Source organism: Micromonospora tarapacensis (genome assembly GCF_019697375.1).
In the GTDB taxonomy this organism is placed as follows: domain Bacteria; phylum Actinomycetota; class Actinomycetes; order Mycobacteriales; family Micromonosporaceae; genus Micromonospora; species Micromonospora tarapacensis.
In genome coordinates this window covers 1,459,340-1,473,193 of record NZ_JAHCDI010000004.1, presented here as the reverse complement: position 1 = coordinate 1,473,193, position 13,854 = coordinate 1,459,340, and the positions used below count along the sequence as shown (strand labels likewise).

Below are 13,854 nucleotides of genomic sequence, written 5' to 3'. Positions count from 1 at the left end.
CGGCTCACGCCTCGGCCGCGGGACCAGGGCCGAACCGTTCAGCTCAGGCCGCCGGCCCACGGGTAGCTCTTGAGGTACGGGTCGGGTGTAATCGGCTGGCCGGAGTTCCAGACCTCGGTGATCAGGCCGTCCGCGCCGACCTTGCCGACGCGGGCCGTCTTGGCGATGTGCTGGGTCGCACCGTCCACCGTGACCAGACCCTCCGGCGCCTCGAAGGTGATGCCGTCGGAGGCCTCCCGGACCTTCTCCACGTCGAAGGTGCCGGCCTTCTCGACCATCGCCTTCCACAGGTAGACCGAGACGTACGCGGCCTCCATCGGGTCGCTGGTGGGCTTGTCCGCCCCGTACTTCGCCTTGTACGCCGCGACGAACTTCTCGTTCGCCGCCCCCGGCGTGGTCTGGTAGTAGTTCCAGGCGGTCAGCTGTCCCTCGAGGTACTGGGTGCCGATGCTCTTGACCTCCTCCTCGGCGATCGACACCGACACCACCGGCATGCTGGCGGCGGTCAACCCGGCGGACTTGTACTCCTTGAAGAACGCCACGTTGCTGTCACCGTTGAGCGTGTTGAAGACCGCGTCCGCCCCGGACGACTTCACCTTGTTCGTGATCGTGCCGAACTCGGTGGAGCCCAGCGGGGCATAGTCCTCCCCCAGCACGGTCATCCCGTTCGCCTCGGCGTACGCCTTGATGATTTTGTTCGCGGTCCGCGGGAAGACGTAGTCGGAGCCGACGAGGTAGAGCGACTTGGCGCCCTGCGCCTTGAGGTAGTCAAGGCCGGGGACGATCTGCTGGTTCGTCGTGGCACCGGTGTAGAAAATGTACGGCGACTGCTCCAGTCCCTCGTACTGCACGGGATAGAACAGCAGCGCCTTGTTCTTCTCGAACACCGGCTTGACGGCCTTGCGGCTGGCCGAGGTCCAGCAGCCGAAGACGGCGGCCACACGGTCCTCGCGGATCAGCTTCTCGGCCTTCTCGGCGAAGGTCGGCCAGTCCGAGGCACCGTCCTCAGCGACCGGTTCGATCTTCTTGTCGAGGACGCCGCCCGCCGAGTTGATCTCCTCGATCGCCAGCATGATCGAGTCACGGACGGTGACCTCGCTGATGGCCATGGTGCCGGAGAGGGAGTTGAGCAGGCCCACCTTGACGGTGTCGCCGGACACGTCGGCGCTCACTCCCGCGGAGGTGTTCTCGTCGGTGGTCTTGCTGCCGCACGCGGCCAAAGCGGCCGCGGCGACCAGGGTCATGGCACCCGCCAGGATGCGGCGGCCCCGGAACAGTGTCATCAAGTCTCCCTGCGTCGCGCATGAGGCGTCAGTCAGTGGCCCGGGAACGATCGTCGGTCCCAAGTCGAGGAAGAGGTTCTGCGTTACCTGCGGTGCGGTCCGTCGGAACATCGCGCGCCCGGAGCGGCGGGTGGACGCCGGCCGGGCATCGATTCGAATATCGGGCAGGGAAAGCTTCGATCCACTTCGTTGCGCGGATGTTTCCCAATCCTCAATAAACTGTTTCCGCTGACCCGGGACGTTTCCGAGGGCCCACACAGAAAATGCCGATGCCCCGCCGAGGAGAATCGGCGGAATGGCATCGGCGCATGATTATCAGCCGCAGGACGGCAATTTTCGTCCGTCGTCGGACGGGTGACGGTATCCGGCGAACCGGCCCGGATACTTCACGCAGGAAGTATCTTATGCGGCCGGCGGGCGGATGTGTCAAGGCACGGTCAGGTCACGCCGACGACGCGGTCACCCGGGTCACAGCTCGGCAAGGACGGTGAAGTCCAGGCCGTCGGCCTCGGCGAGGTAGATGCGCTGGCGGACGTGCCGGCCACGCAGCCGCAACTCGCCGCGCGGTCCGTCGTACGACACCACGTCGGCCGAGGCCTCCACGGCCCGCACGTCCAGCGTGCCGGCCTTGGCGATCAGGGCGGCGAGCAGCATCACGCCCTCGTAACAGGACTCCCCCAGACTGCCCAGCGGCGGCGTCTCCACCCCGAAGCGGCGGGCGAACGTGCCGTGGAAGTCCAGATTCTCCTGGGTGACCAGCCCGGCGAAGAAGCCCGCCGTGCTGAACAGTCGGCGGGTGTTCGCCGGACCGCTGGCCAGCAACATGTTCTCGTCCATCAGGGTGCTCAGTCGCAGGCAGCGCTGATCCAGGCCGGACCGCGCGAAGGCCCGGTTGAACCGCACCGCGTCCGCACCGACCAGCAGCATCAACACCCCGTCGGCGTCACTGCGTTCGATCCGGCGCAGCACCTCGGCGTAGTCGTGCGTCTCCAACGGCAGGAAGTGCTGCCCGACCACCCGGCCGCCGCTGCTCAGCGCGTACCGGTAGGCGGCACGGCTCGTCCGGCGCGGCCAGACGTAGTCGTTGCCCACCACGAACCAGCGCTGCACTCCCTCCTCGGCGGCGAGCACCCGCATCGCCGGCCACAGCTGGGCATCCGGCGTCTCGCTGGTCAGGAAGACACCCTCGGTACGCTCACCGCCCTCGTACAGGGCGGTGTAGACGTACGGCACGCGGTGCGCGATGCGCGGCGCCACCGCCTGTCGCACCGAGGAGATGTGCCAGCCGGTGACCCCCTGCACCGCGCCCACCGACACCAGCGCCTCCACCTCGGCGGCGACCTCGGCCGGCGGCGCGCCGCCGTCGACCGGCACCAGCCGCAGCTCCCGGCCGAGCACCCCGCCGCCCCGGTTGAGTTCCTCCACCGCCAGCTGGGCGCAGAGTTCGCAGCTCGGGCCGAACATCCCGGCCGGGCCGCGCATCGGATACACCAGCGCGATACTCACCACGCCCCGGTCGACGGTCAGCCAGGACGCCCCGGCGGAGATGCTCTCTCCCGCCTGCGGGCGCCCGGACCCCGGTGCCGACGCGGACATGAACACATGGTGGCCGCACCCGCAGGTGATGACCAGACCTCCCCACCCAGCGGGACGTCTCGGTACGATGACACCGCAACCGCCAGGCGGGAGTGCCATGTCAGACCTTCCCGGTTCCGCAGCCGACCTGCTGCCCCTGCTCACCCGCGCCGAACGGCTGCTCTCGCGCCGGGTCGGCGGGGTGCTCGCCGCCGAGTCGCTCACCATCGAGGCGTGGCGGGTGCTCTGCCTGCTCGCCGACGGCCGGGGCCACCCGATGAGCGAGGTCGCCGCCGAGGCGTCCCTGCCGCCGGGCACCCTGACCAAGCTGGTCGACCACCTCGTCGACCGTAACCTCGTCTTCCGCCGGGTCGACCCCGTCGACCGCCGCCGCATCCGGGCCTACCTGACCGCCCGGGGCCGGCGCGAGCACGAGCGCCTCGCCGCGCAGATCCAGACCGACCTGGCCGGTTCGAGCGCACCGGAGGACGCCGACCTGGCCGGGCTGCTCGACGCCCTGATCGGACGGTTGGACCCGCAGGACCGCCCGCGTGCCGAGCCCGGCCCGGGCCTGACCACCGCCCGCGCCTGACCACCGCCCGGCCGGTCAGCGGCGGATCAGCGCGAAGACTCCCCAGCCCAGGTGCTCGCGCTCGTAACGGACGTGGCGCAGCGGGTCTTCGGTCAACTCCTGCCGTAGCTCGCCGGCCAGCGGGTCGTCCGGATTGGCGTCCAGCCAGCGGCGCAGGTTGAGCCAGTGCGCCGCCGCATAGCGGTCCCAGCTGTCCAGGTCGGCCAGCACCATCTCGACCAGGTCCCACCCCTGGTCGCCGAAGAGACTGACCAGATCGGGCAGGCTCCGGAAATCCTCCCGGGTTGCCGCGTGACAGCCCTCGACCGTCGCCTGGTCCGGTGGGTCGATCCGCCAGTACGGCTCACCGACCAGCGCGATGCCACCCGGACGCAGCCCCCGCTGAAGGATCTCCAGGGTGCCGGCGACACCCCCGCCGATCCAGGTGGCACCGACACAGGCCGCCACGTCGACCGAGTCCTCGGGTACGTACGACGCGGCGTCGCCGTGCACGAACCGGACCCGCCCGGCCACCCCAGCTCGACCGCCCGCTCCCGAGCGGCCTCGGTGAAGGCGGTGCTGATGTCGACGCCGGTGCCGACCACGCCGTGGTCGCGGGCCCAGGTGCAGAGCAGCTCGCCCTTGCCGCTGCACAGATCGAGGACCGAGGTGTCCGGCCGCAGCTTGAGCGCCCGCCCCAGGGTGGCCAGCTTGACGGCGTCGAACGGATTGAGGATCCGGAGGTCACCCTCGCGGATGACGAAGCTGCGTGGCAGGTCCATGTTCCCGGCACGCTAGCCGGTCAGGCCGAGCCCACCAACCCATTTTCCGAGGCCAAGGGGCACTTTCAGCCGCCGTCGACCGGGCTGAACGGCCGGACGGTGTGTCGCGCCCGCGCGGCCCGGTTGGTAACCGGTTCGACAACGTCGAGCATGACCCGGCCGAGGACGGCGTGCGCCCGCACCGCCGGGTGGGTACCGCCGTAGTTGTCCAGGTCGCCGAGCGAGTCGGCGAAGAACGCGTACGTCAGGGTGGGTGCGCCGGTCGCGTCGAACATGATGCCCGCCTCGTGCCGGGCCGCGCCCGACGTGTCGAAGTCGGCGCCGTACTTGGTGGCGACCCGGCTGCGCTCGGCCGAGGACATCTCGCGACGGATGCCGTCGTGGTAGCCGTTGATCCAGCGCAGGACGCCGAGCAGGAAGTCGCTCGATCTGGCCGACAGCAGGGTCTTGGTGGCCAGTCCCCACAGCAGGTCGTGCGTCTCGCGCGGCGTCGTCACGCCGAGGAAGAACCGGTTCGGGTTGGCCACCGGCTCCACCCGGGTATGGGGGAAACCCTTGGCCGCGAGGATCTCGTTGATCTCCAGCGCCGGCACTACCCGGCCGCACATCCGCACGGCCGTGTTGTCGGAGACGAGCAGCATCGCGGTGAGGAAGTTCGCCACCGTGACCTCGTCGCCCCAGACAGTCTGCAGGAAGTAGATTCCGCTGCCGCCGAGGATGATGTCGGCGGTCAGATCGAGCCGCTGGTCGAGCCGCAGCTCACCCCGGTCGATCTTGTCCATGACGGCCACCGCGACCGCGAGCTTCTGCACGCTGTACCCGTGCGTCACCCGATCGGCGTCGTCGGCCACCACGGTCCGCAACACACCGGCGGCGTCGAGCACCGCGACGTGCGAGCGCCACACCCCGCCGGCTCGGGCCTTCTGCCGCTGGTACGTACGCCGGATCAGCTCCGGACCTCGCCCGGCGCCGGGCCCGACGGTGCCCGGGTCGGTGCCATCGGGCCCGGCCGCGCGGGTTGCCGGCTCGTTCGACGCGGCGGCGCTGCGGGGCGCCGTCACCAGCGCCGCCGCTGCCGCGCCGATCCCGATCGCGGCTCGACGACTGACATGCTTGGCCATTCCACTCCCTCGGTTCGTGGTGCCGGGACAGCACCCGCTGTTCCTGGTGCACCGGCAAGGGCGGTACCGGACACACCCTGCCATGTCGGCGCATCAACGAAGCGAGAAGTCCGGAGTGGACGCCTGTCCCTCGGCCGAAGTCGCGATCTCGTCCGGCGCCGCCGGAGCCTCCCCGCCGTCCGGTTCGAGGTGTGCGCGCAGGGTGTGCGCGTCCGGTGCGGTGGCGGTCCACAGGGTCGCGGGGCCGCCGGCCAACGGCAGTCGGGCCACGGTCTGCCGCACCGAGGGCGGTTCGCCGGGCCGGGTCGGGTCGATCACCAGCAGCGAGCCGGTGGCCGGTGCGCCGTCGAGCACCGCCGGGCCGGCCCAGCCCGGGGCGTCCGGCCCGACCGCGAGGGATTGTCGCAACAGGGGCCGGCCGGCCAGGTCGACCCAGGTGTTGACCTCGACGTTGCCGGGCTGCTCGCCATGCCGGCCGCAGATCAGCTCGTCCCGCCAGTGCAGGGTGCCGCCCTCGGCCACATCCACCCGGGAGTCGGCGACATGCGCGCAGCCGGTCGCCGCGACCAGTTGCTCCGGCATCCAGCGCAGCGCGCCACCGGCCGCGACGGTCGCCCGGACCAGCATCCGGGACACCGCGCCGGGACGGCCCGGCAGGGCGATCGAGGCGGCCACCGTCTGGACGCGGACCACCGCACCGGGCCCCACCTCGACGTCCAGCCGCAGGTCGTCGCCGGCGAGCGGACCGGCCGCGCCGCCGACGACGTACACCGTGACGCCACCGCCTGCGGCCGGAACCTGGCGCAGCAGCAGCGGACTCTCACCGCGCAACTCGGGCAGGGTGGTGCGGCCGTGCCGGTCGGCGAGGGCCACCAGCCGGGCGCTGGCCCGCATCAGGCCTGCCCGGCGGCCACTGCCAGCGGGGTCGCCATCGCGGCCCGGTGGTGGGCCAGTTCGTGGCGGATCCACTCGGCCACCCGGGTGGCCAGTGGATCCTCGGTGATGGACTGGAAGACCGTGGGCAGGGCCCCCCGCCGGGCGCGCGCGTCCCGGTCCATCACGGACAGGTCCGCGCCCACCATCGGCGCCAGGTCGGTCTTGTTGATGACCAGCAGGTCCGCGGCGGTCACCCCCGGGCCGCCCTTGCGGGGCACCTTGTCCCCGCCGGCCACGTCGACCACGAAGATCTGGCGGTCCGCCAGTCCCCGGCTGAAGGTGGCGGTCAGGTTGTCGCCGCCGCTCTCCACCAGCACCAGGTCCAGCGGGCCCAGCGCCTCGGCCAGTTCGTCGACCGCGTCGAGGTTGGCACCGATGTCGTCGCGGATCGCCGTGTGCGGGCAGCAGCCGGTCTCCACCGCCCGGATCCGGGCCGGATCGAGCACGCCGGCCCGCTTGAGGAAGTCGGCGTCCTCGGTGGTGTAGATGTCGTTGGTCACCACGCCCAGGCGCAGTTCGCCGGCGAAGGCCCGGCACAGCGCCGCGACCAGGGCAGTCTTTCCGGAGCCGACCGGGCCGCCGATGCCCACCCGCAGGGCGCGGGCGGCGGCGGGCAGCGGGGCGTGCGGGTCGACCCCGGCTCGGGGTGGGTGTGGGGAACGGACTCGTCGTGGTCGTTTTCAGGACGCAAAGAGACGCACCTCCCAGGTGGCGTGAGCTTCGGCATGGATGTCGGCGAGCGGCGCGGTGGCGGCCGGCAGCCGCTCCGGTGGTTCCTCGGCGGCCCGGACCGCCCGCGCCGCGGTGGCGTCGCAGGCGGCGGCGAGCCGCACCAGCAGGGCCTGCACCTGGTAGGGGTCGAGGCCGAGCAGGCGTACGGCGGCGCTGGCCGAACCGGTCACCGTCGCGTGGGCGGCGACCGTGGCGACCTGCGCCGGGTCGATACCCGCGGCCGCACCGACCAGCCCCAGCACGAGCGGCTGGTGCGGGCCACCCGGCACGGCAGGCAGGTCGTCGAAGGTCGTTTCCGGCCAGATCTGCCGGCCGGCCCGCAGCAGCGCGCGCCCCTGCCGGCGGGAGACCGCCCGCTGGGCCGGTGCGGCGGTACGGGCGTCCAGTTCGACGTCGAGCCGGGCCAGCGCGGCGGCCCGGCCGGGTGACCAGGCCGCCCGACGGGCCGCCGCGGCGAACGCCGCCGCGACCATCCCGGCGGTGGCCAACCGCCCCGCAGGTACTCGCCCAGCGTGGCCAGGTCGGTGACCCGGCCGGCGGCGACGGCGGCCTCCAGGCCGGACGAGTGGGCGTGCGCCCCGGCCGGGAACCGCCCGTCGGCGAGCAGCAGCAGCATGGTCGGAGTGGCCATCAGAACAGGAAGTACCGTTGCGCCATCGGCAGTTCGGTCACCGGATCCGGCTCCACCACCACGCCGTCGATCCGCACGGTGAAGGTGTCCGGGTCGACCTCGATGTGCGGCAGCGCCCCGTTCTCCGGCAGGTCGGCCTTGCCCCGCGACCGCACGTCGGCCACCGGCACCACCCGCCGCCGCACGTCGAGGCGCAGCCCGGCGTCGATCGCGGCCGGTGCGACGAACGCCAGACTGGTGGCCGCCGCCGCGACGCCGTACGCGCCGAACATCGGCCGTGGCAACATCGGCTGCGGGGTGGGGATGGAGGCGTTCGCGTCACCCAGCTGCGCGTACGCGATCATGCCGCCCTTGATCACCAGGTGCGGGCGGACGCCGAAGAAGGCCGGCTCCCACAGCACCAGGTCGGCGAGCTTGCCCGGCTCCACCGACCCGACCTCGTGATCCAGACCGTTGGCCATCGCGGCACAGATGGTGTACTTCGCGACGTACCGCCGGGCCCGGTGGTTGTCCGCCGCGCCGTCGCCGGGCAGCGCGCCCACCCGGGCCTTCATCACGTGCGCGCTCTGCCAGGTGCGCAGCACCACCTCACCGATGCGGCCCATCGCCTGCGAGTCGGAGCCGATGATGGAGATCGCCCCGAGGTCGTGCAGCAGGTCCTCGGCGGCCATGGTGGACGGCCTGATCCGGCTCTCCGCGAAGGCCAGGTCCTCCGGCACCGACGGGTTGAGATGATGGCAGACCATCAGCATGTCGAGGTGCTCGGCCAGCGTGTTGCGGGTGTACGGGCGGGTCGGGTTGGTCGACGAGGGCAACACGTTCGGCTCACCGGCGACGGTGATGATGTCCGGCGCGTGGCCGCCGCCGGCCCCCTCGGTGTGGTACGAGTGGATGGCCCGACCGCCGATCGCGCGCAGCGTGTCGGCGACGAAACCGGCCTCGTTGAGCGTGTCGGTGTGGATGGAGACCTGCACGCCGGAGGCGTCGGCCACCCGCAGGCAGGCGTCGATCGCCGCCGGCGTGGTGCCCCAGTCCTCGTGCAGCTTGAACCCGCCGGCCCCGGCGCGCAGTTGCTCCCACAGCGCCTCCGCCGACACCGTGTTGCCCTTGCCGAGCAGCAGCACGTTGACCGGGAACGTGTCGAGCGCCTCGTGCATCCGGGCCAGGTGCCAGGCGTTCGGGGTGACCGTGGTGGCCCGGGTCCCCTCGGCCGGCCCGGTGCCGCCACCGACCAGGGTGGTGACCCCGCTCGCCAGCGCCTCGCTGACCAGTTGTGGGCAGATGAGGTGCACGTGGGTGTCGACCGCACCGGCGGTGAGGATCCGGCCGTTGCCGGCGATCACCTCGGTGGCCGGGCCGATGACCAGATCCGGGTGGACACCGTCCATGGTGTCCGGGTTGCCGGCCCGACCCAGCGCGACGATCCGGCCGTCGCGCAGCCCCACGTCGGCCTTGATCACTCCCCAGTGGTCCAGGACGACCGCCCCGGTGATGACCGTGTCCAGCGCCCCCTCGGCCCGGGTGGCCCGGGACTGGCCCATCGACTCGCGGATCACCTTGCCGCCGCCGAACACCGCCTCGTCGCCGCCGGCACAGTGGTCGTGTTCGACCTCGATGAGCAGATTCGTGTCGGCCAGCCGGATCCGGTCGCCGGTGGTCGGCCCGTACAGGGCGACGTAACGCTCCCGGTCCACTCGATGGGTCATGCCTGCCGCCTTTCGTCCAGCGATCCGCCGCACTCGCCGCGCAGGCCGGGCACGACCCGCGCACCGCCCAGCGGCACCAGGTCGACCGGGCGGCTCACCCCCGGTTCGAAACGCACCGACGTGCCGGCCGGCACGGCGAGGCGCTGCCCCCAGGCGGCGTCCCGGTCGAAGTCCAGCGCCGGGTTGGCCTCGGCGAAGTGGTAGTGCGAACCGATCTGCACCGGCCGGTCGCCGGTGTTGACCACCAGCAGCACGGTGACCGGACGGCCAGCGTTGATCTCCACCGGCCCGGCGGCCGGCAGGATCTCACCGGGGATCACGGGATCGGGTGGTGCACCGTCACCAGCTTGGTGCCGTCCGGGAACGTCGCCTCCACCTGCACCTCCCTCAGCAACTCGGGGATGCCGTCCTGCACGTCGTCGCGGTTGAGGACGGTGCGGCCGGCGGCCATCAGGTCGACCACGGATGCCCCGTCGCGCGCCCCTTCGAGGAGGAAGGCGGTGATCACCGCGACGGCTTCCGGATAGTTGAGGCGCAGGCCGCGGTCGCGGCGGCGCCGGGCGACGTCGGCCGCCACGTGGACGAGCAGGCGATCCTGCTCGTGGGGGGTGAGGTACACGGGTGCTCCCGGTGAATGTCCGCGCCCCGTCCACCGCCGCGCGGCGCCTCGACGCGCCGCCCTCAGGTCGGGGCTCGACCGCCGGCTGACCGCCACGCACCTGGGGCCCGGGACTCCACCATCCCGACCCACGCGACGAACCACCGGCGGCGTCTTCTCGGGTGCGGACCGCACCGCTCACCGCTGGACAGACCGTAGAGGATCACCTGGCCCGCCGGCAACACCCGGGCAGGCCGTCGGCCGGGTACGGTGCCGCGCCACCAGGTCCGGCGGCGGGTCGGGTCACTGCCGTACAGGCGATCACAGTCGCTCCGGCAGCCCTGCTCAGCTGGGCGTGTCGCGGCGGCGGAAGGTGAGCAGGCCGGCGGCGAGCAGGACGGCGGCGACGGCGGTGAGGGTGACCACCGGGAGCACCGCCGGGTCGGCGGCGGGTACCGAGGGCACGTGGGTGTACGGCGAGAGGTTCAGCGCCGCCTGCGGCAGGTCGAGCACCGCACCGAGCTGTCCGAGCAACAGGAACGCGATCAGCGCCGCCCAGCTCAGCGCGACCGACCAGCGGGGCAGTGCCCCGAACAGGGCGGTCACCACGCCGGCGACCACCAGCAGGGCCGGCAACCGCAGCAACGCCGCACCGCCCAGCTCGATGGTCCACCCGAGCGGGTCACCGGCGGCGAGGCCGTACCCGAGACCGGTGGTGACGCCGGCCAGCAGCATCAGCACCAGCGCACCGAGCACCGCGCCGAGCACCTGGGTACCGAGCCACCGGGTGCGGCTCACGGCCGTGGCGAGCAATGGTTCGAGGATGTCGTCCGACTCGTCGGCCCGGCTACGGAGCAGGGCCTGCACGACGTACGCGCCAAGGGTCAGCGCGAACAGCCCGAGCATCGCGGCCAGGTACGCGTCGATCAGCTCGGACCCGCCGCCGAGTTGGGCGATCGCCTCGGCGGCGGCCGGGTTGTCGGCGATCATGTCGTCCACCTCGTGACCGGCCACCCCCATGGCGAGGCCGAGCACCGCCACCGCGACCGCCCAGCCGGCGAGCGCGCCACGGTGCAGGCGCCAGGTCAGCCCGGCCGGGCTGAGCAGCCCGGCCGACGCTCGGGCCGGCCCCGCCGCGCGGCGAGCAGGCCGGCACCGACGTCGCGGCGTTCGGCCAGGGCGTAGGCGACCGCGACCCCGGCGACCAGCAGCGCGACGGGCAGGGCGAGGACCCACCAGCGCTCCCCGCCGAACGCACCCACCTGGGTCCCCCAGCCCAGCGGAGACAGCCAGGTCGGCCAGGCGCTGTCCAGCCGTACCGCATCGGGGTCGCGCTCACCGAGCACGTCTCCGGTGGCCCGCAGCAGGAACGCGACACCCACCGCGGCGGCGGCGAGCGCGTTCGCACCTCGGGAGGTCACCGACAGTTGAGCGGTGACGGCGGTGACGCCGGTGAAGGCGATGCCGACGCCGCCGATCGCCGCGGCGGCGGCCACCGAGCCGGCCACCGGTAGCCCGGCACCGGTGAAGACGAAGGCCAGCAGCGCGGCGGCGAGCACGTTGGCACCGACCACGACCACCAGGGCGGCGGTGAGCAGCGCGTACCGGCCGACGGCGGCGGCACCGAGCAGTTCCGCCCGGCCGGTCTCCTCGTTCTGCCGGGTGTGCCGGACCACGGCGAAGGTGCTCAGCAACGCGACGAGCAGAGCCAGGGTCAGGTACGTCTCGGTGACCACCACGGCACCGAGATCGGTGCTGGCGATCGGGCCGTTGAACGCGCGGGCGACCACGCTGGTGGTGGCGGCCTCGGCGTACCCGAGGCGGGCCTGCTCGTCGGGGTAGACGGCGGCGACGCTCTGGGCGAGGGCGTAGCCGATCAGGGGTGTGCCGAGGGTCCAGACGGCCAGGCGAACCCGGTCGCGGCGCAGGGCGAGCCGGGCCAGCCGGCCGGTGCCGGTGAAGCTGCTCATCGGTCCCCTCCGGCGGACGCGCCGAATCCGTTGCCGGCGGTGTCGCCATAGTGCCGCAGGAACAGCTCCTCAAGGGTCGGCGGTGCGCTGGTGAGCGCGCGGACCTCGAAGCGGACCAGGTGCCCCAGCAGCCGGTCGAGGTGCTCGGGCTCGACCTCCAGCCGAACGCGGCCGTCGACCGGCCGGACCTCGTGCACGCCCGGCAGCTCCGCCAGGCCGGTCAGTGGCCGTCGGGTCTCGACGGTGACCGTGGTGCGGGCCAGATGCCGCAGCTCGGACAGGGTGCCGGATTCGACGATGCGACCCTCCCGGATGATGCCGACCCGGTCGCACAGCGCCTCCACCTCGGCCAGCACGTGGCTGGACAGCAGCACGCTCGCGCCGGCCCGGGCGAGCTGGCGGACCTCTTCCTGGAACACCGCCTCCATCAGCGGATCCAGTCCGGACGTGGGCTCGTCCAGTACGTACAGCTCGACGTCGGAGGCGAAGGCGGCGACGATGGCGACCTTCTGCCGGTTGCCCTTGGAGTAGGTGCGGCACTTCTTCGTCGGGTCCAGGTCGAAACGCTGTAACATCTCGTCGCGGCGGCGCTGGTCCAGCCCGCCGCGCAACGCGCCGAACAGGTCGATCGCCTCGCCGCCGGAGAGGTTGGGCCAGAGGTTGACGTCGCCCGGCACGTACGCCAACCGCCGATGCAGCGCGACCGCGTCGCGCCAGGGATCGCCGCCGAGGAGCCGCACCTGACCGGAGTCGCGACGCAGCAGGCCGAGCAGGATCCGGATGGTGGTGGACTTGCCGGAGCCGTTGGGTCCGAGGAAGCCGTGCACCTCCCCCTGCTCCACCCGAAGGTCGAGCCCGTCCAGCGCGCGTACGCCGCCGAAGGTCTTGACGAGTTTCTCGATGGAGATCACGGACATGGATGCCTCCCGCCGTACGGTGCCTACCGGGTCACTGTACTGACCGATGGTAAGGAGTCGGTGCAGCAGCCCCCGTCCGGCGGTCAGCAGCGGCTAGGCTGGGCGTCATGAGCTGGGCGGAGGCCGACGACACCCGCAGCCGGATCCTGCGCGCCGCGCTCGACCTCTTCGCCGAGCACGGCTACCAGCGCACCTCACTGCGCCAGATCGCCGAGCGGCTACGGCTGACCAAGGCCGCCATCCTCTACCACTTTCCCAGCAAGGCGCACCTGCTCACCGCGCTGGCCGAGCCCCTGCTGCGCGATTTGGAGGCGCTGCTGGACGGTGCCGCGGAAGTGCCGCCGCGACGGGCGAGGTGGACCCTGCTGGAGGGCTGGGTGGACACCATGCTCGCGCACCGCGGCCCGCTCGGCATGCTCTTCCACGACCTGGCCCTGGTCGAACGGGGCAGCACCTACCACCGGTTGATGCGGATCGCGATGCGGGCCAACGAGATCGTCGCCGGCCCGGCCGCCGGCCGCCGGGAACGGGTCCGCGCCGTGCAGGCGATCGCCATGTGCAGCGACCCGGTGGTCTTCCTGATCGACGTGCCCGCGCAGGTGCTGCGGGCGGACATGCTCGACGGCGTCCGTCGCCTGCTGGGCCGCCCGGCGTCCGCCGACCGCGAGACGGCTGCCGACGGCGCGACCGGCGGCAACGCCAGGACCGGTGGCGACCGGGAGACAGGTGGCGACCGCGAACCGGGCATCCACGGCGAGCCGGGCACCGATGGCGGGGCGGCACCGGTGCTGGCACCCGCGCGGCCGGTGGCGGCGCGGGTGGGCCGACGACGGCCGGGGCGACCGCGGTCGATGAGCCCCGAACAGGTCCAGGTCGCCCGCCGGATGCACCTGGCGGGCACCCACTCGGCCGATGAGATCGCCGCCGAGTTCGGTGTGTCACGGGCGACGGTCTACCGCCACCTCGAATCGGTCGACGATAACGAGACGGTTGTGGGATAGTTTCGAGACAGGCCGTCGGACGCCACCGCGT

13 protein-coding genes and 2 pseudogenes are annotated in these 13,854 nt (G+C 72.4%); 3 read left to right on the top strand and 12 right to left on the bottom strand.

The features are described 5' to 3' along the window. Nucleotides 1-38: 38 nt before the first annotated feature. Together urtA and KIF24_RS12660 are read right to left on the bottom strand one after the other, a co-directional pair. Nucleotides 39-1,283, bottom strand: coding sequence for an urea ABC transporter substrate-binding protein (gene urtA / locus KIF24_RS12665; RefSeq protein WP_221084212.1), 1,245 nt, complete (start codon nucleotides 1,281-1,283; stop codon nucleotides 39-41). Nucleotides 1,284-1,751: 468 nt separating this feature from the next. Beyond that, entirely contained in the window at nucleotides 1,752-2,879 is a 1,128-nt protein-coding gene (locus KIF24_RS12660; protein WP_221084211.1) for a substrate-binding domain-containing protein, read from the bottom strand. A 97-nt stretch (nucleotides 2,880-2,976) separates the two neighbouring features. Here KIF24_RS12660 and KIF24_RS12655 point away from each other — a divergent pair, with 97 nt between their 5' ends. Further along, the gene (locus KIF24_RS12655) at nucleotides 2,977-3,450 is read left to right on the top strand and encodes a MarR family winged helix-turn-helix transcriptional regulator (RefSeq protein WP_221084210.1); all 474 of its coding nucleotides are present in this window, start codon (nucleotides 2,977-2,979) and stop codon (nucleotides 3,448-3,450) included. 15 nt (nucleotides 3,451-3,465) lie between these two features. Here KIF24_RS12655 and KIF24_RS12650 read toward each other — a convergent pair whose 3' ends face one another. The 10 genes and pseudogenes from KIF24_RS12650 to KIF24_RS12605 all read right to left on the bottom strand — a co-directional run bounded on the left by KIF24_RS12650 (nucleotide 3,466) and on the right by KIF24_RS12605 (nucleotide 12,822). Next, entirely contained in the window at nucleotides 3,466-3,963 is a 498-nt protein-coding gene (locus tag KIF24_RS12650; RefSeq protein WP_230415526.1) for a hypothetical protein, read from the bottom strand. 313 nt (nucleotides 3,964-4,276) lie between these two features. Then, a complete protein-coding gene (locus KIF24_RS12645) occupies nucleotides 4,277-5,332 on the bottom strand; it encodes a serine hydrolase (protein WP_221084209.1) in 1,056 nt (351 codons plus the stop codon). Nucleotides 5,333-5,425: 93 nt separating this feature from the next. Beyond that, nucleotides 5,426-6,226, bottom strand: a complete 801-nt coding sequence (locus KIF24_RS12640) for an urease accessory protein UreD (RefSeq protein ID WP_221084208.1) — start codon at nucleotides 6,224-6,226, stop codon at nucleotides 5,426-5,428. Then, entirely contained in the window at nucleotides 6,226-6,858 is a 633-nt protein-coding gene (ureG, locus tag KIF24_RS12635) for an urease accessory protein UreG (protein WP_331461094.1), read from the bottom strand. Before ureG ends, KIF24_RS12640 begins: the two co-directional genes overlap by 1 nt. Nucleotides 6,859-6,948: 90 nt before the next feature. Then, nucleotides 6,949-7,488, bottom strand: a complete 540-nt coding sequence (locus KIF24_RS12630; protein ID WP_230415524.1) for an urease accessory protein UreF — start codon at nucleotides 7,486-7,488, stop codon at nucleotides 6,949-6,951. Nucleotides 7,489-7,630: 142 nt separating this feature from the next. After that, nucleotides 7,631-9,337 (bottom strand): urease subunit alpha, encoded by a 1,707-nt coding sequence (locus tag KIF24_RS12625; RefSeq protein ID WP_221084207.1) that lies wholly within the window; start codon nucleotides 9,335-9,337, stop codon nucleotides 7,631-7,633. After that, entirely contained in the window at nucleotides 9,334-9,657 is a 324-nt protein-coding gene (locus tag KIF24_RS12620; protein WP_221084206.1) for an urease subunit beta, read from the bottom strand. The genes KIF24_RS12625 and KIF24_RS12620 overlap by 4 nt, the downstream gene beginning before the upstream one ends. Further along, nucleotides 9,654-9,956 carry an urease subunit gamma gene (locus tag KIF24_RS12615; RefSeq protein WP_221084205.1) on the bottom strand — a complete coding sequence of 101 codons (303 nt, stop codon included), beginning with the start codon at nucleotides 9,954-9,956 and terminating at the stop codon, nucleotides 9,654-9,656. The genes KIF24_RS12620 and KIF24_RS12615 overlap by 4 nt, the downstream gene beginning before the upstream one ends. A gap of 324 nt (nucleotides 9,957-10,280) precedes the next feature. Next, nucleotides 10,281-11,905, bottom strand: a pseudogene (locus KIF24_RS12610) (ABC transporter permease). Then, the gene (locus KIF24_RS12605) at nucleotides 11,902-12,822 is read right to left on the bottom strand and encodes an ABC transporter ATP-binding protein (protein ID WP_221084204.1); all 921 of its coding nucleotides are present in this window, start codon (nucleotides 12,820-12,822) and stop codon (nucleotides 11,902-11,904) included. Before KIF24_RS12605 ends, KIF24_RS12610 begins: the two are co-directional and overlap by 4 nt. Before the next feature lie 107 nt (nucleotides 12,823-12,929). On the opposite strand from KIF24_RS12605, the pseudogene KIF24_RS35045 reads away from it, so the two are divergent. After that, a pseudogene (locus KIF24_RS35045) lies at nucleotides 12,930-13,086 on the top strand (helix-turn-helix domain-containing protein); the annotation flags it as partial. 122 nt (nucleotides 13,087-13,208) lie between these two features. Beyond that, complete coding sequence (locus tag KIF24_RS12600; RefSeq protein WP_407939996.1) at nucleotides 13,209-13,823, top strand: helix-turn-helix domain-containing protein; 615 nt, start codon at nucleotides 13,209-13,211, stop codon at nucleotides 13,821-13,823. The last annotated feature ends 31 nt before the right edge of the window (nucleotides 13,824-13,854 follow it).